Source organism: Pseudarthrobacter sulfonivorans (genome assembly GCF_014712225.1).
Taxonomy (GTDB): domain Bacteria; phylum Actinomycetota; class Actinomycetes; order Actinomycetales; family Micrococcaceae; genus Arthrobacter; species Arthrobacter sulfonivorans.
This window is the reverse complement of record NZ_JACXBW010000018.1, coordinates 1-16,723: the sequence shown is the minus strand read 5'-3', so window position 1 is coordinate 16,723 and position 16,723 is coordinate 1. Positions and strand designations below refer to the sequence as shown.

General features: G+C 64.2%; 18 protein-coding genes. 10 read left to right on the top strand and 8 right to left on the bottom strand.

The annotated features are described in order from the left end of the window. Positions 1-99: 99 nt before the first annotated feature. The 4 genes from IAQ70_RS18945 to IAQ70_RS18930 form a co-directional block, all read right to left on the bottom strand. Positions 100-720: a TetR/AcrR family transcriptional regulator gene (locus tag IAQ70_RS18945; RefSeq protein WP_190991126.1), complete on the bottom strand. Its 621-nt coding sequence runs from the start codon at positions 718-720 to the stop codon at positions 100-102. 96 nt (positions 721-816) lie between these two features. Further along, positions 817-2,181, bottom strand: a complete 1,365-nt coding sequence (gene paaK / locus IAQ70_RS18940; protein WP_190991124.1) for a phenylacetate--CoA ligase PaaK — start codon at positions 2,179-2,181, stop codon at positions 817-819. 6 nt (positions 2,182-2,187) lie between these two features. Then, the gene (locus IAQ70_RS18935) at positions 2,188-2,670 is read right to left on the bottom strand and encodes a hotdog fold thioesterase (protein ID WP_190991123.1); all 483 of its coding nucleotides are present in this window, start codon (positions 2,668-2,670) and stop codon (positions 2,188-2,190) included. A gap of 84 nt (positions 2,671-2,754) precedes the next feature. After that, positions 2,755-3,201: a PaaI family thioesterase gene (locus IAQ70_RS18930; RefSeq protein ID WP_190991120.1), complete on the bottom strand. Its 447-nt coding sequence runs from the start codon at positions 3,199-3,201 to the stop codon at positions 2,755-2,757. A 139-nt stretch (positions 3,202-3,340) separates the two neighbouring features. Between IAQ70_RS18930 and paaZ the strand changes: the two genes are divergently transcribed. The 9 genes from paaZ (at position 3,341) to IAQ70_RS18885 (ending at position 12,650) form a co-directional block, all read left to right on the top strand. Further along, positions 3,341-5,452 (top strand): phenylacetic acid degradation bifunctional protein PaaZ, encoded by a 2,112-nt coding sequence (paaZ, locus tag IAQ70_RS18925; RefSeq protein WP_190991118.1) that lies wholly within the window; start codon positions 3,341-3,343, stop codon positions 5,450-5,452. Positions 5,453-5,561: 109 nt separating this feature from the next. Beyond that, positions 5,562-6,587 carry a 1,2-phenylacetyl-CoA epoxidase subunit PaaA gene (gene paaA / locus IAQ70_RS18920; protein ID WP_190991116.1) on the top strand — a complete coding sequence of 342 codons (1,026 nt, stop codon included), beginning with the start codon at positions 5,562-5,564 and terminating at the stop codon, positions 6,585-6,587. Next, positions 6,584-6,964 carry a 1,2-phenylacetyl-CoA epoxidase subunit PaaB gene (gene paaB, locus IAQ70_RS18915; RefSeq protein WP_190991114.1) on the top strand — a complete coding sequence of 127 codons (381 nt, stop codon included), beginning with the start codon at positions 6,584-6,586 and terminating at the stop codon, positions 6,962-6,964. The genes paaA and paaB overlap by 4 nt, the downstream gene beginning before the upstream one ends. Then, positions 6,961-7,890 carry a 1,2-phenylacetyl-CoA epoxidase subunit PaaC gene (paaC, locus tag IAQ70_RS18910; RefSeq protein ID WP_190991112.1) on the top strand — a complete coding sequence of 310 codons (930 nt, stop codon included), beginning with the start codon at positions 6,961-6,963 and terminating at the stop codon, positions 7,888-7,890. The genes paaB and paaC overlap by 4 nt, the downstream gene beginning before the upstream one ends. Beyond that, positions 7,887-8,408, top strand: coding sequence for a 1,2-phenylacetyl-CoA epoxidase subunit PaaD (paaD, locus tag IAQ70_RS18905; protein ID WP_190991110.1), 522 nt, complete (start codon positions 7,887-7,889; stop codon positions 8,406-8,408). The genes paaC and paaD overlap by 4 nt, the downstream gene beginning before the upstream one ends. 9 nt (positions 8,409-8,417) lie before the next feature. Beyond that, entirely contained in the window at positions 8,418-9,659 is a 1,242-nt protein-coding gene (paaE, locus tag IAQ70_RS18900; RefSeq protein WP_190991108.1) for a 1,2-phenylacetyl-CoA epoxidase subunit PaaE, read from the top strand. Between the two features lie 23 nt (positions 9,660-9,682). Continuing rightward, a complete protein-coding gene (locus tag IAQ70_RS18895; protein WP_190991107.1) occupies positions 9,683-10,474 on the top strand; it encodes an enoyl-CoA hydratase/isomerase family protein in 792 nt (263 codons plus the stop codon). 189 nt (positions 10,475-10,663) lie between these two features. After that, on the top strand, positions 10,664-11,995 hold the full coding sequence (locus tag IAQ70_RS18890) for an MFS transporter (RefSeq protein WP_190991105.1): 1,332 nt from the start codon (positions 10,664-10,666) through the stop codon (positions 11,993-11,995). 286 nt (positions 11,996-12,281) lie between these two features. Beyond that, complete coding sequence (locus tag IAQ70_RS18885; RefSeq protein ID WP_190991103.1) at positions 12,282-12,650, top strand: hypothetical protein; 369 nt, start codon at positions 12,282-12,284, stop codon at positions 12,648-12,650. A gap of 77 nt (positions 12,651-12,727) precedes the next feature. Here the strand turns inward: IAQ70_RS18885 and IAQ70_RS18880 are convergent, their stop codons facing one another. The 3 genes from IAQ70_RS18880 to IAQ70_RS18870 all read right to left on the bottom strand — a co-directional run bounded on the left by IAQ70_RS18880 (position 12,728) and on the right by IAQ70_RS18870 (position 14,744). Beyond that, complete coding sequence (locus tag IAQ70_RS18880; protein ID WP_190991101.1) at positions 12,728-13,654, bottom strand: SRPBCC family protein; 927 nt, start codon at positions 13,652-13,654, stop codon at positions 12,728-12,730. Between the two features lie 323 nt (positions 13,655-13,977). Then, positions 13,978-14,298, bottom strand: coding sequence for a cupin domain-containing protein (locus IAQ70_RS18875; RefSeq protein ID WP_190991099.1), 321 nt, complete (start codon positions 14,296-14,298; stop codon positions 13,978-13,980). A gap of 116 nt (positions 14,299-14,414) precedes the next feature. After that, on the bottom strand, positions 14,415-14,744 hold the full coding sequence (locus tag IAQ70_RS18870) for a cupin domain-containing protein (protein ID WP_223860373.1): 330 nt from the start codon (positions 14,742-14,744) through the stop codon (positions 14,415-14,417). A 311-nt stretch (positions 14,745-15,055) separates the two neighbouring features. Here IAQ70_RS18870 and IAQ70_RS18865 point away from each other — a divergent pair, with 311 nt between their 5' ends. Beyond that, complete coding sequence (locus tag IAQ70_RS18865; RefSeq protein ID WP_190991097.1) at positions 15,056-15,643, top strand: TetR/AcrR family transcriptional regulator; 588 nt, start codon at positions 15,056-15,058, stop codon at positions 15,641-15,643. Positions 15,644-15,912: 269 nt separating this feature from the next. Here the strand turns inward: IAQ70_RS18865 and IAQ70_RS18860 are convergent, their stop codons facing one another. Next, positions 15,913-16,557, bottom strand: coding sequence for a DUF5134 domain-containing protein (locus tag IAQ70_RS18860; RefSeq protein WP_190991095.1), 645 nt, complete (start codon positions 16,555-16,557; stop codon positions 15,913-15,915). Positions 16,558-16,723: the final 166 nt, after the last annotated feature.

The following is a 16,723-nucleotide window of genomic DNA, read 5'->3' as shown; positions in this document are numbered from 1 at the left end:
CAGAACAAGTCCTTTTCGCCAGTGAAATGGGCCGGGCTGGATTTAGTGACCGACCGTTCGTTCTATAAAGATTGTATGCCCTGCCGGGATGACAGCTGTTTAGCGGGCCGCGTGTAGGCCGTCGAACGCCATGGTGATGACATCGTCCGCCAGTCTTTCGGGGGATAGGGATCCACCCGGTTTGTACCATTCCACGATCGAGTTGATGGTGCCGAACAACAGGCGCGTCACAGTGCGCGGGTCGATGTCCTGCCGCAGCGAGCCTTCGTCGCGGGCCGCGGAGATGAGCTCCGCCACCTCGTGGTCAAAGGCGCGGCGGCGTTCCAGCGCATTGCGTTCAATTTCGGTGTTGCCGCGCAGGCGCAGCAGCAGCGTGACAAACGGCAGCCGCTCCACCAGTACGGCCACGGTCTGCCGCAGCACAAATTCCAGCCGGGCGTCAGCCGCGCCGGATTTGGCCTGCGGCTGTTCCAGGATGGCCTCAAGACCGCCGAGCGCATGGTCCAGCGCCAGCTTGAGAAGGTCGCCCTTGGACGGCACATGATGATAAATGGCCGACTTGGAGATGCCCAGGTTCTCGGCCAGGATGCCCATGGAAGTGGCGTCGTAGCCGTGCCGGTTGAAGACGTCGACGGCGATGAGCAGCACGGACTGCTGGTCATAACCGGGACGGCCGCGCTTCGTGGCGGCCGTGCTGGCGGTATCAGTGATGCTGGGCATGGTGCCTAGTTTCTCATGAACGGTGATTCTCCTGACCGGTCGGTCAGGCGGCGTGGGTCAGGCGGCGCGGCCGGTAGGCTGCGCCGCCCGGGGTCCCTACTGCTTCGGACGCAGGTCGTAGATGCGGCGCAGCTTGCCGTTTGACCGCTCCAGCGAGCCCGGGTTTACCACGTCCACGGTGCACGAAGAACCCACGTGGATCTTGATTTGCTCCTGCAGGGTGCGGGCCGCCGTCGTGCTCTGCTCAGGAGTGACGGTTTCGCGGCGTTCAATCCGGACCGTCAGCCGGTCCATCCGCTGGCCCTCGGGGCGGGTGAGTTCCAGCTGGAAGTGGGGGCTCAGTTCGGGGATCCGCAGCGCGATTTCCTCGATCTGGGACGGGAAAACGTTCACGCCGCGCAGGATGATCATGTCGTCGCTGCGGCCGGTGATGCGTCCCATCCGGCGGTGCGCGGGCCGGGCAGTGCCGGGGAGCAGCCGCGTGAGGTCCTTGGTGCGGTAACGGATGACCGGCAGGGCTTCCTTGGTAAGGGAGGTGAAGACGAGCTCGCCGTGTTCGCCGTCGCGCAGGACGTTCTCCTTGCCCACCTCGGGCTTGAAGGGATCGATGATTTCCGGACGGAAATGGTCCTCCCAGATGTGGCAGCCGTCCTGCGTCTCCACCGCTTCGCCGGCGACGCCCGGGCCCATCACCTCGGACAGGCCGTAGATGTCGCAGGCCTTGATGTTCATGGTGACTTCGAGTTCGTGCCGCATCTCCTCGGTCCAGGGTTCGGCGCCCAGGACGGCGAACTTCAGGGAAGTGGAGGCGGGATCAATGCCCATGTGCGCCATGGCGTCGGCGATGGTCAGGAGATAGGTGGGTGTGGCCAGAATGGCGTCCGGCTTAAAGTCCTGGATGAGCTGGATCTGGCGTTCGGTCTGCCCGCCGGAGATGGGGATGACCGTGCAGCCCAGCGCCTCGGCGCCGGCGTGCGCGCCCATGCCGCCGGTGAACAGGCCGTAACCGTACGCGTTGTGTACCTTCATACCGGGGCGGATGCCGGACGCGCGGAAGCTGCGGGCCACCAGTTTGGCCCAGTCGGCGAGGTCCTGTTTGGTGTATCCCACGACGGTTGGCCGGCCCGTCGTGCCGGAGCTGGCGTGCACGCGGGCTACTTCGGACTGCGGCACGGCGAACATGCCGAACGGGTATTCCTCGCGCAGGTCGTCCTTGGTGGTGAACGGGAAGTTGCCCAGGTCGCTGAGTTCGCGCAGGTCGTTGGGGTGGATGCCGGCGTCGTCGAACTTGCGCTTGTACAGCGGGACACGGTCGTAGGCGTAGGCAACGGTGTGCTGCAGGCGGCTCAGCTGGAGTGCTTCGAGCTCGTCGCGGGAGATGGTCTCTTCGTAGTCCAGGACGGCGTCGCTGCCCGCTGCGGTTGCCTGGGGGGTGGGGGATTCGGGGGCATGGAGGGTCATGGTTTCCTACTTCTTGGGGATGGTTCGGCTGCGGCCGCGGAACTCGGCTATGAGTTCGCCGGGCTGGCCGGGACCCTGCGGGGAGTCGGGCCGGGAGTCAGGCTGCGCGGGGTCGGCGGCGAAAATCTGGATGTCATACAGTCCGCTGCGGCCTGCACTGGAGCGGCGGTCCGCGACGGCGGTGACCACCTGGCCGCGGTAGGCCGGCTTGAGGAAGTTGATGTCCACGCCGGCGGCCACGGTGATGCTGTCCGCGTCGCCGGGGCCCGGGTTGACCGGGTTGCAGGCCAGGGCGAAAGCGGTATCGGCGAAGGCGAAGATCATTCCGCCGTGGGCCATGCCGAAGCCGTTGAGCATTTCCTGCCGGAGGGTCATGCGGATGGTGGCGTGGCCGTCGGTGAGGGCGAGGACTTCGATGCCCATCCATTCGGAGGCGTAGTCATTTTCCAGGATGGGGTGGGTTGCCCCGGAGAGAGCTGCTTCAGTCATGCGTCATTGCCTCCAGCTTTATTTACCGAATGTTCATTAGGTAATCCCAAAAGGGGTGCCGGTGTCAAGGGTGCGGCGGACCCGCTAGTGTTTCCGCTTCATCAGCAGGTTGGTGATGCGGAGGGTGCAGAGCCGCTGGCCTGCCTCGTTGGTAATCAGCACTTCGTGGGTGGTCAGCGTGCCGCCGAGGTGGATGGGGGTGGCCGTGATGGTGATCAGGCCTTCACGGGCGGAGCGGTGGTGGGTTGCGGACACGTCCACGCCCACCGCGGTCTTGCCCAGCGTGCTGGCGTGGATGACGGCAGCCCAGGAGCCTACGGCCTCACCGACGGCCAAGGAGGCGCCACCGTGGAGCAGCCCGAACGACTGCCGGTTTCCCTCCACGGGCATCGTGGCCACAACCCGCTCCACGGATTCCTCCACGATCTTCACGCCCATCTTCTCGTCGAGCTCGCCCAAAGTGATTTTCCAGAGTTCAGGCTCCGCGAGCTCCGGGGCCAGGTGGGGACTGTTCTGGGCTGGGGCGTTCATGGGCTCTCCTTGGTTGGGGCATTGATCTTTCAGTGTGCAGCACAGATCATTCATGTACTGTAGTTATATTACCGAACGGACGGTCAGTAATGATCTGGCCGGTTACCGTTTGTCCCCCTTTTGGAAGGACCCGTCAACGATGACCACCACCGCAACTGCTGAAGCCCCCGCGAATACCGTCGAGACAGTTCCCAGTTTTGTGCGGGACTCATGGTGGACGCCCGACGCCGATTCGGCCGCTTCCGCTGTCCCCGTGCGGGATGCCAGCACCGGCGAAGTGCTGGCCAGGGTGAGCGCGGACGGCCTGGACCTGGCCGCCGTCGTGGATTACGGCCGCACCACCGGCCAAACGGAACTGGGCAAGCTGACTTTCCACCAGCGTGCCCTCAAGCTCAAGGAACTGGCCCAGTACCTGAACGCCCGTCGTGAGCACTTCTACACGTTCTCGGCGCAGTCCGGTGCCACCAAGATCGATTCGATGATCGACATCGACGGCGGCATCGGCGTGCTGTTCACGTTCGGCTCCAAGGGCCGGCGCGAACTGCCCAACTCGCAGGTGGTGGTGGACGGGCCCATGGAGGTGCTGTCCAAGGACGGCTCATTTGCGGGCGAGCACATCTACACCCGCATTCCCGGCGTGGCCGTGCAGATCAACGCGTTCAACTTCCCGGTCTGGGGCATGCTGGAGAAGCTCGCCCCCGCCTTCATCGCCGGCGTGCCCACCATCGTCAAGCCCGCCACCCCCACCGGCTACGTGGCCGCGGCCGTGGTGAAGGCGATCATCGAATCCAACATCCTGCCCGCTGGCTCGCTGCAGCTCATTTCCGGCTCGGTCCGGGGCCTGTTGGATGTGCTGGACTACCGCGACCTGGTGGCCTTTACCGGTTCCGCCTCCACCGCCCTAGCTTTGAAGTCGCACCCCAACGTGGTGGAGGGCGGGGTCCGGTTCACCTCGGAGACGGACTCCCTGAACGCCGCCATCCTGGGACCGGATGCGGTGGAGGGCACGCCGGAGTTCGACGCCTTCGTTAAGTCCGTGGTCACCGAGATGACCGTCAAGGCGGGCCAGAAGTGCACGTCCATCCGCCGCGCCATCGTCCCGCAAGAGCTGGTTTCTGCGGTGACTGCCGCCGTTGGAAAGCGCATCCAGGAGCGCGTTGTCCTCGGTGACCCGCGCGCCGAGGGCGTCACCATGGGTGCCCTCGCGTCCCTGGAGCAGCTCGCCGACGTCCGCGCCGCCGTCCAGTCCATGCTCGACGCCGGCGGTGAGCTTACGTACGGAACCCTTGATTCGCCGTCGGTCACCTCCGCGGACGGGACCACCGGCGTGGTGGAAGGCGGCGCGTTTATGTCACCGGTGCTGCTGGGCTGGGACGACGCCGAGGCCGAGGCGCTGCATTCGCTGGAGGCTTTCGGCCCGGTTGCCTCCGTGGTGGGGTACAAGGACCTGCCCGACGCCGTCCGCCTCGCCGCCCGGGGTGGCGGCTCCCTGGTGGCCACGGTCTGCACGAACGATCCGTCCGTGGCGCAGGAACTCGTCACCGGCATCGCCGCCCACCACGGCCGTGTCCTGATGCTCAACCGAGAGGACGCCCGCAGCTCCACCGGCCACGGCTCCCCGGTCCCGCACCTGGTCCACGGCGGCCCCGGCCGGGCCGGCGGCGGCGAGGAACTGGGTGGCATTCGCTCGGTCATGCACCACATGCAGCGCACAGCCATCCAGGGCTCACCCAACATGCTCACCGCGGTCACCGGGGTGTGGCACACCGGCGCGGACCGCAATTTCACCCTCGACACCGAGGGCCAGCACCCGTTCCGGAAGCCGCTGGCCACGCTGCACATCGGCGATGCCATCCGCTCCGGCCTGCGCGAGGTCTCCCTGGAGGAGATCACCAAATTCGCCAACTCCACCGGCGATACCTTCTACGCCCACACCAACCAGGAAGCGGCCGAAGCGAATCCGTTCTTCCCGGGCATTGTGGCCCACGGCTACCTGCTGCTGGCATGGGGCGCGGGGCTGTTCGTGGAGCCGGCGCCGGGACCGGTCCTGGCCAACTACGGGCTCGAGAACCTCAGGTTCATTACGCCCGTGGCCGCCGGCGATTCCATCCGGGTGACCCTGACGGCCAAGAAGATCACCCCGCGCGAAACCGACGAGTACGGCGAGGTGGCCTGGGATGCGGTGCTGACCAACCAGAACGACGAGATCGTGGCCACCTACGATGTTCTCACCCTCGTGGAAAAGGGCTGAACAAAAAAGCCCGCGTCACTTGCCTCCATCCCTGATCGGCCCATATACTGAACGAACGGTCGGTAAATAATTGAGCGCCTTTGAAAGGCCTTTTGCTAGAGGAGCAACCATGGCAGTGCAGAATCTGCAGTCAGTGACCGCTGAACTGTCCCCGGAAGAACTGGATGCCGCTGCCCGGCGCGATGCCGAGGGCCAGGCAAACTTTGACCGCGTGATGGCCGACGACTCCCGGATCGAACCGAAGGACTGGATGCCGGCCGCGTACCGCAAGACCCTCCTGCGCCAGATCTCCCAGCACGCGCATTCGGAGATCATCGGAATGCAGCCGGAAGCCAACTGGATTTCCCGCGCCCCGAGCCTCAAGCGGAAGGCCATCCTGATGGCCAAGGTCCAGGACGAGGCCGGCCATGGGCTGTACCTCTACTCAGCCGCGGAGACGCTGGGCCAGTCCCGCGACGAGATGATGGACGCGCTGATCGCCGGCAAGGCCCGCTACTCGTCCATCTTTAACTACCCGGCACGGACCTGGGCGGACATGGGTGCCATCGGCTGGATGGTGGACGGCGCCGCCATCTGCAACCAGGTCCCGCTGTGCCGCGCCTCCTACGGGCCCTACGGCCGCGCCATGGTCCGGGTCTGCAAGGAAGAATCCTTCCACCAGCGGCAGGGTTTCGAAATCCTGCTGGAACTCTCGCACGGCACGCCCGAGCAGAAGCAGATGGCCCAGGACGCCGTGAACCGCTGGTACGCCCCGGCCCTGATGATGTTCGGCCCGCCGGATGACGATTCGCCCAACTCCAAGCAGTCCATGGCCTGGAACATCAAGCGCTTCAGCAATGACGAGCTCCGCAACCGCTTCGTCGGCATGATGATGGAGCAGGTCAAAGTCCTGGAACTCACCCTGCCGGACAAGGACATCCGCTTCAACGAGGAAACGAAGAAGTGGGAGCATGGACCGCTCGACTGGGACGAGTTCCACGAGGTCCTGGCCGGCCGCGGGCCCTGCAACTCCCAGCGGCTTGAGCGCCGCAGGGAGGCGCACGACGACGGCGCCTGGGTCCGTGAGGCAGCGGCCGCCTACGCGGCGAAACAGCAGGCAAAACAGTCAATGAAGACGAAGGAATACGCAGCATGACCCCCCACGGCAACCCGGAAGTCCCGGCCTCCTCGGCCACCGAAATCAACCGCAGCGCGGAAAAAGTCAGCCCCGCCGTCGAGCCGGTCGAAACCCGCAACGCCTGGGGCCTATGGGAGGTCTTCGTCCGGTCGAGCCGCGGCCTGAGCCACGTCCACGCAGGCTCCCTGCACGCGCCGGACGCCGCCATGGCCCTGCGGAACGCCCGCGACCTCTACACCCGCCGCAACGAGGGTGTGTCCATCTGGGTGGTTCCCGCAGATGCGATTGCCGCCAGCGATCCGGACTCCAAGGGCTCGTTCTTCGAGTCCCCGCAGGGCAAGGACTACCGGCACGCCACGTACTACACCAAGAGTGAAGGGGTGAAGCACCTGTGAGCACCCCCGCAACGAACACCGAAGCAAGCGAGACGCACGGCCACGGTGACATCTCCACCGGTGTGGCCGGCGGCGACAGCAACGCCAGCGCCACCCGGATCACCCCCGGCAATGCCCTCCGCCCGGAGGACATCGCCCTGGAAGTCCGCACCGGCCTGGCCAAGCCGAGCGGGGACGTGGCCGAGTACGCGCTTCGCCTCGGCGACGACGCCCTGATCCTGGCCCAGCGCCTGGGCCACTGGATCTCCCGCGCCCCCGAGCTGGAGGAAGATGTGGCCCTGGGCAACATCGCCCTGGACCAGCTGGGCCATGCCCGCAGCTTCCTGACCTACGCCGGCGGTGCTCTGGGAGAAAACGGCACGCCCCAGTCAGAGGACGATCTCGCCTACTTCCGCCGGGAGCACGAGTTCCGCTCCGCCCACCTCTTTGAGCAGCCCAACGGCGACTTCGCGGCCACCATCGCGCGCCAGTTCGTGGTGAGCTACTACCAGTTCGAGCTTTACCGCCGGCTCACCGGGTCCACGGATGCCACCCTGGCCGCCATCGCCGCCAAGGCCGTCAAGGAAGTGGATTACCACCGGGATCACAGCGCCCAGTGGGTCCTCCGCCTGGCGGGCGGCACGGACGAGTCGCGGAAAAGGATGATCCACGGCCTGAAGCTGATGTGGCCCTACGTCGGTGAACTCTTCGAGGATGACGCCCTGGTGACCCGCCTCGCAGAGGCAGGCGCCGCCGTCGTGCCTTCCTCCATCCGGGAGGACTTTGACCGGCTCACCGGTGAAGTCTTTGCCGAAGCGGAGCTGGAGGTGCCGGACGTTCCGTCGGCCCCCGGCGGGGGCAGGCAGGGCAAGCATTCCGAGCACCTGGGCTACATCCTCGCGGAGATGCAGGTGCTGGCCCGCGAGCATCCCGGAGCGAACTGGTGACTGCCGTGATCACCGAAGAGGTCACCGCGCAGCAGAAGGCCTGGGACATCGCCGCCACGGTGTGCGATCCCGAAATTCCAGTGCTCACCATCGCGGACCTGGGCATCCTCCGGGACGTCGAGGTGGGGGAGGATGACCAGCAGGTCCGCGTCACCATTACCCCGACGTACTCGGGCTGCCCGGCCATGGACGCCATCCGCGACGACCTGAAAACCGCGTTCGCCAAGGAAGGCTACGCCGGCGTCCACGTGGACCTGGTGCTCGCCCCGGCCTGGACCACCGACTGGATGACCGAGGCCGGCAAGGCCAAGCTGCAGGAGTACGGCATCGCGCCGCCGTCGGGCATGTCGAATGCCGCCCGGCACGCGGGCCCCATCCGCCTGACCATGGCCGTGAAATGCCCCCAGTGCTCCAGCCTGAACACCAAGGAACTGACCCGCTTCGGTTCCACCTCCTGCAAGGCGCTCTACGTCTGCCAGGACTGCAAGGAACCGTTCGACTACTTCAAAGTCCTGTAAGGAAACCCCATGCCTGTTGTCCGCCAGACCGCCGCCGAATCGGCGCAGGCCACCGGCCGCCGTCGTCCGTCCTTCCACACGCTCGCCGTCAAGGAGGTGCGCCGGCTCACCGAGGACGCCATTGAAGTCTCCTTCCATGTTCCGGCCGAACTCGCCGGCCAGTTCGACTACCTGCCCGGCCAGTACGTGGCCCTCCGCACCAAGCTGCCGGACGAGACCGGTGAGCTGCATGAAGTGCGCCGCAGCTACTCCATCTGCGCCGAGCCGCGCAGCTTCGCGGACGGCAGCAGCGAGATCCGCGTTGCCGTGAAGAAGGACCTTGGCGGGCTGTTCTCCACCTGGGCCAACGCCGAGCTGAAGGCGGGGGACACCCTGGACGTCATGAGCCCCATGGGCGCGTTTGTGTCCAAGCACGGCCGGGACGGCAAGGCTGTGGAGCAGAACCGGATGAACTCCATGAACCATCCGGAGGAACTGGCCGGGGAAATCGCTTCGACCGGCGAGGCCAGCTTCGTGGCCATCGCCGCGGGCTCCGGCATTACGCCGGTAATCGCCATCGCCCGCACGCTGTTGGCAGCCAACCCGGCGAGCAGGTTCGACCTGATCTACGCCAACAAGGCCGCCATGGACGTGATGTTCCTGGAAGAGCTCGCGGACCTGAAGGACAAATACCCGCAGCGCCTCGCCATCCACCACGTGCTGTCCCGCGAACAGCGGATCGCGCCGCTGCTCAGCGGCCGGATCGACGCCGAAAAGCTCCGGCAGCTGCTGGGCACCGCCATCCACGCCGACGATGTGGACGAGTGGTTCCTGTGCGGGCCGTTCGAACTGGTGCAGCTGTGCCGGGACACCCTGGCCGAGCGGGGTGTCAGCCCGGACAACGTCCGGTTTGAGCTGTTTTCCTCGGGCAAACCGGACCGTCCGGAAGGCCACGCAGGCCGGCCGGTGCTGGTGGACGAGTCCAAGGAAACGTACAAGATCACGTTCAAGCTGGACGGCCTGCAGGGCGAGGTGGCCAGCCCCACGCACGCCCGTGAATCCATCCTCAACGCCGCACTGCGGGTCCGCCCCGACGTGCCGTTCGCGTGCGCCGGGGGAGTCTGCGGCACCTGCCGTGCCAAGGTGGTCACCGGCAGCGTGACCATGGACGAGAACTACGCCCTGGAGCAGGATGAACTGGATAAAGGCTACGTCCTGACCTGCCAGAGCCACCCCACCAGCAAGGAAGTCATGGTCGACTTCGACGTCTAAGCATTACCAATTTTAGGAGCCCCATGATCTCCCTTTCCATCGCCAACAACATCGCCGAAGTGGTCCTGGACGCGCCGCACAAGCTGAACTCGCTCGACGAGCAGGCGCTCGCAGAGTTGTCCCGGGCGTACGACGACGCCGCTGCCGCCGCCGCACGCGGTAAGGTGCGGGCGCTGCTGCTCAGGGGAGAGGGCCGCGCCTTCTGCGCGGGCCGCGACATCCAGAACGTGACGCCGGAAAGCGACGACGCCGAGGCGTACCTGGCGGGTCTGGTGCAGCCACTGCTGAAGAAGATGAGTGCGTTCCCGGCGCCGACGTTCGCCGCGGCTCAGGGCGCCTGTCTCGGCGTGGGGCTGGGCCTGCTGCTGGCCACCGACGTGGTCTACGTGGCGGAAAATGCGAAGTTTGGCTCGCCCTTTGCAAAGCTCGGGGCCACGCTGGATTCGGGCGGGCACTGGTACTTCACGGAGCGGCTGGGCATGCACCGGACGCTGGACCTGATCTACACAGCCGAGCTGATGTCCGGTGCCGAGGCCGTGGCGCAGGGGATGTTCAGCCGCGCCATGCCCGCTGATGAACTACTGCCGAGCACGCGGGAAATTGTCACGCGAGTCGCCGCCGGTGCCACGGGTGCGTTCACCGCGAGCAAGGAGCTCGTGGCGCACATCCGCGACCAGCGGCTGGGCCTCTGGGACGCCCTGGCCGAAGAGAACGCCGAGCAGGCGCGGCTGTGCAAGAGCGAGGACTACGCCGAAGGTTTCAGGGCCTTCCAGGAAAAACGGTCACCGGTGTTCAACGGAACCCTCGCGCGCTAGCGGCCACTGGCGCGGCTTCATGCCTGGGGGCGCTTTACGCTGGCGCTTCGTTCGGGAACCGCGCCGCTAAAAAATTTAGCTGTGGTCCAGGCCACATCGATGTACTATCTAGGGTAACTGAACGTTCGATCAGTAAATCTCGCGACACCTATACGTGGCAGCATCGCTGCCCCCAGCCATGGAGTTCCAATGACAGCAACTTCACACGTCGATTCAGAGTCGGGTCCCAGCAGCAAGCACGAGGAACGAAAAGTCCTCGCCGGAACCCTCGTGGGCACCACCATTGAGTGGTACGACTTCTTCATCTTTGCCCAGCTGACAGGGACGCTGCTGTCCCCGCTGTTCCTGGCCCCGCTGAACGACTCCAACCCGGGACTGGCGCAGATCCTGTCCTTCGCATTGATTGGCATCAGCTTCCTCTTCCGGCCGCTCGGCGCCATCGTCGCCGGCCACTTGGGTGACCGCCTCGGCCGCAAGGCCATGCTGGTGTTCACGCTCATCATGATGGGTGCCGCCACGGCACTGATCGGCATGCTGCCCACCTACGCCCAGATCGGTTTCTGGGCTCCGGTCCTGCTGATCCTGCTGCGCATTATCCAAGGCTTCTCCGCCGGGGGTGAATGGGGCGGCGCGGCCCTGATGGCCGTGGAGCACGCGCCCAGGAGCAAGCGCGGCATCTTCGGTGCGTACCCGCAGATTGGCGTGCCGGTAGGCATGATCCTCGCCACGGGCCTGCTCTTTGTGCTCAACTCGAACATGTCCAAGGAGGACTTCGCCTCCTGGGGCTGGCGGGTGCCGTTCCTGCTGTCCATCGTGCTGATCGTTGTCGGCTACCTGATCCGCCGGGCCGTCGCCGAGAGCCCGGTCTTCAAGGAGATGGCCGCTCGCAAGGAAGAAAGCAAGGCGCCGCTCGGTGAGTTGATCCGGAACCACAAGCTGCCCGTCCTGTACTCCACCCTGATCTTCATCGGCAACAATGCTGCCGGGTACCTGCTGATTGCCTTCTTCATCTCCTACGCCACCAGGACGCTGAAGATGGCGGTCCCGGAAATCCTGCTCGCCACCACGCTCGCTTCCTTCGGCTGGCTGATCTTCACCCTCGTCGGCGGCTGGCTCTCTGACAAGATCGGCAGGGTCAAGACCTTCCTGATCGGCTACGCAATCGTCTTTGTGTGGATGATCCCGATGTTCGCCCTGATCGACACCAAAAACATCACCCTCTACGGCGTGGCCCTGTTTGTCCTGACCATCGGGCTGGGCCTCTCCTACGGCCCCATGTCGGCCATGTACGCCGAAATGTTCCCCGCCAACGTGCGCTACTCCGGGATCTCCATCGGGTACGCGTTCGGCGCCATCCTCGGCGGGGCCTTCGCGGCAACCATTGCCGAGTCCCTGCTGCAGAGCACCAAATGGACCGGATCCATTGGCATCTACATCATGATCCTTTGTGTCATTTCGTCCATTGGCGTCCTGCTCGCCAAGGAGACAAAAGGCCGTCCGCTGGGCGTGAGCCACCACTGATTCCTTGCGGCCAGCAGGGTTTGGCGCCACTTGGTACCTACCCCTGCTGGCCGGCTCAAGGTTCAGTCAAGATTCCGGCAGGCCGGCCTGTGCCAGCCTTGGTGCAGGCCCGCGGCCGGTAGATTGGTTGCGGCTTCGATACCCCCCAACGAAGCCCGTGGAAGCCCCCGCGCTCGAGTTCATCTCGCGTGGGGGCTTCCAGTCAATGAGCGTCCGACGGCCCCAGGGGATACGCCCCAGGGGATACGGCGGCGTGAGAAACCGCGGCATGGGATAGTTTCGGTCCATGAACCTTATCCGGTGGCGGGAGGGGCTGTGGGCACTGCTGGTGCTCGTCGCGGCGGCGCTCATGGCATGCGGACTGGCCGACGTCTTCTCTTTCCTCATCGAACCCCCCACCTATCCGGTGGGGCACCGGCTGGTGCTGCTCGGGTCCCTCGCCTTCGCCGGTGCGGCTGTGTGGTCCTGGCTGCGGCAGGGACCGCGATGGGTGTCGGTGTTGACGGGACTGCCCGCGGTGGTGGTTGGCGGGCTTGCCCTGCAGTTCGAGGATGGCGGCTGGGGTGTTCTGACCGGGTATTTCCTTATTCCTGCGGCGCTGATCGCCATGCTTGTCGAGCTGCTGAACCCCTACGACGCCGGCCAACGGCTTTAACAGAGCGGCCCCGTTCCCGCACTGGCAGTGCGGGAGCGGGGCCATGCGCGCAGACAGAGCCGCGTGGATTGTCAGCGCTAAACGTTGCCGCCCAGCGGAGGAATCGTTCGGGGCTCGTGCTTCTCGCGCCGCTCGGCCGCGCTGCGGAGCTCACCTTCAGCAGTTTCGTCGGACTCACCCTCGAGGTCCACCAGGCCGTTGGTCTGGTCGAACGGCTGCCCGGGCGAGCGATCTGTGCCGACGGCGGCGGAGCCCGACATGACTCCAGTGCCTGTCTCGACGCCGGCCGCCGCCGTCGTGCTGGCGACTGAATCGGCCGGCACATGCTGTATCGGGGTGGGCTCGACCGTAACCGGTTGAACCGGAGGGATCACCGTGACGTCGTGGGTCTCGGCTGTGTCCTTGTCCTTGCCCGCGTTCATCGCCGCGGCGGCGCCGGCGACAGCTGCGACGCCCAACCCTGCCGCCATCTTGCCGGAGATGCCGGCCTTGCCCGAGTCTCCGCGTGAGGCTCCGGCATCCTCGACGCCGGGGGTGCCTACGGCAGCGCCCTCATTGACTGACTGACGCCAGGCGCCGCTGGCGTAGCCTGCATCCTCAATGAATTCCTTGAAGCGCTGCAGGTCAGCTTCCGCCTGGCGGTCAACGACGTGCAGCTTGTCGCCGATCTTTTCGACGATGCCCTCAGGGTCGTATTCGAGTGTGAGCCGCAGCGAGGTCTGTCCGCCTCCCACGTCTTCGAACTCCACTGCACCGGCGTTGGTGGCACCTTCGGTGGCGGCCCAGGCAACCTTCCTGTCGGGGATCTGTTCCAGGACCTTTGCGGTCCACTGCCTGCGGACTCCGGCGATTTCCGCTACCCATTCCAGCCGGTCATCGCTGGTCTGTTTCACGCTTTTTACCCCACCCATGAAGTGGGGGAATTCTTCAAACTGCGTCCACTGGTTGTAAGCGGTGCTCACCGGCACGTTTACCAGAATGCGCTTTTCCACCTTCGTGCTCATCACATCTCCTTCGAGAGTAGAACCGGAACCGATGAAGGACGTAATCAATTCATCAGTATGCTTAGCATATCGTCCGGGTCCATCCCGCAGTCAACCCTGAAGGCGCGGCCCGGGCTCAGGCCCGATTCCGCAAAGCCGCCTCCGCGACGGTCACGCCAGCGGGCCGGGATCGAAGTCCTCATCGACTCCGGCGCTACAACAGGTGTGGGGAAAGCTTGTGCCGGAAGGATTCGTGCCTGGCAGGCCTGCTGCCCGTTTGGTCCGCGCGAATCCTGCGGCTATCAGAAGATCACGTAAAGCTTGCGCAACGTCTCGTGAAGCTCTCAGTTGCCACTCCAGCCCCTGGGGATGAAGATGGTGTCGCCGGGACCAACGAACCGGGATTCCCCGTCGTCGGGGGTAATTGTCATAGAGCCCGTGAGGACGTGCACGAACTCATGAGTTTCGAGGACCCAGCGAGAGGGCCCTTCCGTGCATTCCCAGATGCCGGATTCGGCGCCATCCTCGTTCTTCCACAAGTAGTGCCCGCGCGTGTTCATCTGCTTTCCGGTTGCTTCGGGACACGGACCCCAATCATCAAGTTCCGTTACATTCTTCGCATCGCGAATAAGAGTTGCTGAGATGGAGGCTGTCTTTTGTGTCATTGGTCTGCCTTTCAAGAGGGCTATGGATCGGTTACGCCGATAGGGGCGTTGGTTTCAATGCTGATTGACAACCGGCAGGCGTGAATATTTCCTCTGAGCTGGAGTTTGGTTGGCGCTCAGACTTCGTAGTAGCGGAAGGAGTGCGATTCCGCGCCTTGAGGATTGGGTCCGTATACGGTGACCATGCGCGCATAGACGGGAGCCCGGTATCGCCCTATTTGTCCGGGATTCACGCGCGCTGAATCGCCCGGCTTGAGAATGACGGTCTCCCCTCCGCTCTCAATGTGGAGCTCGCCTTCCAGCACGTAGTTCGTTTCGCTGTGGGGGTGGAAATCCTCCCACGCGCAGGCCTCCAGCTCCCACTCCGAGAGTATGAAGTCGTCCCAAGGGCCTACTGGATGAGCATTTATGAACCTGCAACGCAGGCCATGCCACTGATCCTTCATGGGGGCCATGGACTGCGCCGGCCAGAAATCTATCGCGTCCGTCGTCGTCATTGACGGGGGCTGAGGGCTGGTTGTGACCATTGTCTTTCACCGTTTCTTCTGCGGGGGAAGTCTGCATTACGACATGCTCTGATGAAGCCAGTGACAACGCATCATCGTGATGCAGGTCACTGTGGTGTAAATACTTTTACATGGACAGATGTTCAAGTCAATCGTTCCAGAAGGGGACGTTGAATCTTTTTTCTGTCTTCAAGCCATAGTGTTAAGGAGGTGTCCCTACCAGGCCGAAACGGGACACAGGAGAGTGAGCCATGAGAGTATCCGCGGAAGATCGAAAAGAACAGCTGATTTCAGCGACAGTGAAACTGATGCGTCGTGAGGGTGTTCAGTCCGTGACCATTCGGGCAATAGCCAAGGAAGCGAATGCCCCGTTGGCGACGGCTCATTATTGTTTCAGCAATAAAGAAGAGCTGATGGAGGCGGCGGCTGAGGCTTGGTTTAAGAACTTGAGTCGCTTCTCCAGCGGCGTCCCGGTCCATTTGGGACTTCGTAAGGCTGTGGAGCAAGTCGCTGAAGGCTACTGGCGCGCACTGGAGGAAGAGCCGGAAAGCATACTTTCTGAGATCGAACTCATTCTATGGGCGACACGCAATGCCGGCGTAAGTCCGTTGGCCGCAAAAATCTATCCCGCTTATGAAGTGGAGCTGGGAAATTTATTCTCTTCCGCTGCACAAAGCACCGGTGACCAGTGCCGTCTGGAATTCGGCGCATTGGTGAGGATCTTTCTGATGATTTACGACGGAGCGGCCATTCAGTACATGACCGACCCGAAGGCCATCGACCACCGCACCCAGTTTTTCATGATGATTGACGCCCTTCTGCTAAAGGCCGGCGTATGAGTGCGGACTATCCGCGCCATCAGCGCCCTGTCACACCAGGAGACTGGCGAGTCCAAGCCATTTGGAGCGGCGGCTAGGCCAGCTCCCCGTCCAGTCCATCCGGCGGCCTTGGCCCTGCGGACGGTTGAAGAGTTCCTGGTGATGGCCTTTCTCAGCGTGGTGTAACGCCCGATATGTTGGTGCCGGGGCCTCCCGCGGTGGGAAACGGAAGGCCCCGGAGTCTGCTGCGCTCAGTCGGTCTGTCACTGGAGGACGATCAATTGCCAGGGTCATGAGGACATCGTGGCAAACATCATGGCCATGGCGGCGGCCCCGAGAGCTTCCAGCCCATGTCCTGCACGGTTGGAACGTCGCGAAGCGTCGTGGCGAGTGGTTTTCCTCGTGCCGGTAAGGACTACCAGAAGAATGAAAACCGCCGCTGCGGCGCCGAATATCGCTGTCAGCAGGATTGCCAGGCCCGGTGAGTGGTCAAAGGTTGCCGCGGCCGTGCTTGGGGTTGCCGCGGCCATGGAGTGATGGGCGTTCGGCATTGACATCGCGGGTGACGGCGCGTGGCCGCCAGTGACCTGACCCATCATGGCAATCATGACTGCAGCGCCGCCCATGCTCACGCTGTGGTAAACGCATTTCAGGCGGCCTTGGCTGCCTGCACAGAGGATTTTGAATTCGGGCCGGGCGACGGCCTGGATGACGAACCAGAGGGCTGCGCCCGTGAGCACGGCGATTTGGGCGAGCATGGTGGAAGGTGCGAAGTTCCAGAGCATGGCGGCCATCAGGATGTTCATGAGGGCGTGGAGGGTGTTGTTGACCCGGTCGGTGAGCTGGTGTGGTTTGGCGGCCTGCAGGAGGTGGTAGCTGCCACTGAGCAGCAGGATTATTGTGAGGGTCCAGGTAATTGCGGGGATATTGAACACGCGGATCACACTCTCGCTACAGGTTCGGGGTTAGGTGCAGGCGGTCCCCGGTGCTTTTTGTTACAGCACCGGGGACCGCCCGTTTGAGGATGTTCGTTTCCAGCTTCAGTTCATGTCCGTGGTTCTTGGTTTTCCTGAAGCTGGGCCCGGATTATTTATCGGTGGC

What these genes read in the sequence shown, in the direction of transcription:
- IAQ70_RS18945 (WP_190991126.1), bottom strand. Translation starts at nt 720, where the DNA reads ATGCCCAGCATCACTGATACCGCCAGCACGGCCGCCACGAAGCGCGGC.
- paaK (WP_190991124.1), bottom strand. Translation starts at nt 2,181, where the DNA reads ATGACCCTCCATGCCCCCGAATCCCCCACCCCCCAGGCAACCGCAGCG.
- IAQ70_RS18935 (WP_190991123.1), bottom strand. Translation starts at nt 2,670, where the DNA reads ATGACTGAAGCAGCTCTCTCCGGGGCAACCCACCCCATCCTGGAAAAT.
- IAQ70_RS18930 (WP_190991120.1), bottom strand. Translation starts at nt 3,201, where the DNA reads ATGAACGCCCCAGCCCAGAACAGTCCCCACCTGGCCCCGGAGCTCGCG.
- paaZ (WP_190991118.1), top strand. Translation starts at nt 3,341, where the DNA reads ATGACCACCACCGCAACTGCTGAAGCCCCCGCGAATACCGTCGAGACA.
- paaA (WP_190991116.1), top strand. Translation starts at nt 5,562, where the DNA reads ATGGCAGTGCAGAATCTGCAGTCAGTGACCGCTGAACTGTCCCCGGAA.
- paaB (WP_190991114.1), top strand. Translation starts at nt 6,584, where the DNA reads ATGACCCCCCACGGCAACCCGGAAGTCCCGGCCTCCTCGGCCACCGAA.
- paaE (WP_190991108.1), top strand. Translation starts at nt 8,418, where the DNA reads ATGCCTGTTGTCCGCCAGACCGCCGCCGAATCGGCGCAGGCCACCGGC.
- IAQ70_RS18895 (WP_190991107.1), top strand. Translation starts at nt 9,683, where the DNA reads ATGATCTCCCTTTCCATCGCCAACAACATCGCCGAAGTGGTCCTGGAC.
- IAQ70_RS18890 (WP_190991105.1), top strand. Translation starts at nt 10,664, where the DNA reads ATGACAGCAACTTCACACGTCGATTCAGAGTCGGGTCCCAGCAGCAAG.
- IAQ70_RS18885 (WP_190991103.1), top strand. Translation starts at nt 12,282, where the DNA reads ATGAACCTTATCCGGTGGCGGGAGGGGCTGTGGGCACTGCTGGTGCTC.
- IAQ70_RS18880 (WP_190991101.1), bottom strand. Translation starts at nt 13,654, where the DNA reads ATGAGCACGAAGGTGGAAAAGCGCATTCTGGTAAACGTGCCGGTGAGC.
- IAQ70_RS18875 (WP_190991099.1), bottom strand. Translation starts at nt 14,298, where the DNA reads ATGACACAAAAGACAGCCTCCATCTCAGCAACTCTTATTCGCGATGCG.
- IAQ70_RS18870 (WP_223860373.1), bottom strand. Translation starts at nt 14,744, where the DNA reads ATGAAGGATCAGTGGCATGGCCTGCGTTGCAGGTTCATAAATGCTCAT.
- IAQ70_RS18865 (WP_190991097.1), top strand. Translation starts at nt 15,056, where the DNA reads ATGAGAGTATCCGCGGAAGATCGAAAAGAACAGCTGATTTCAGCGACA.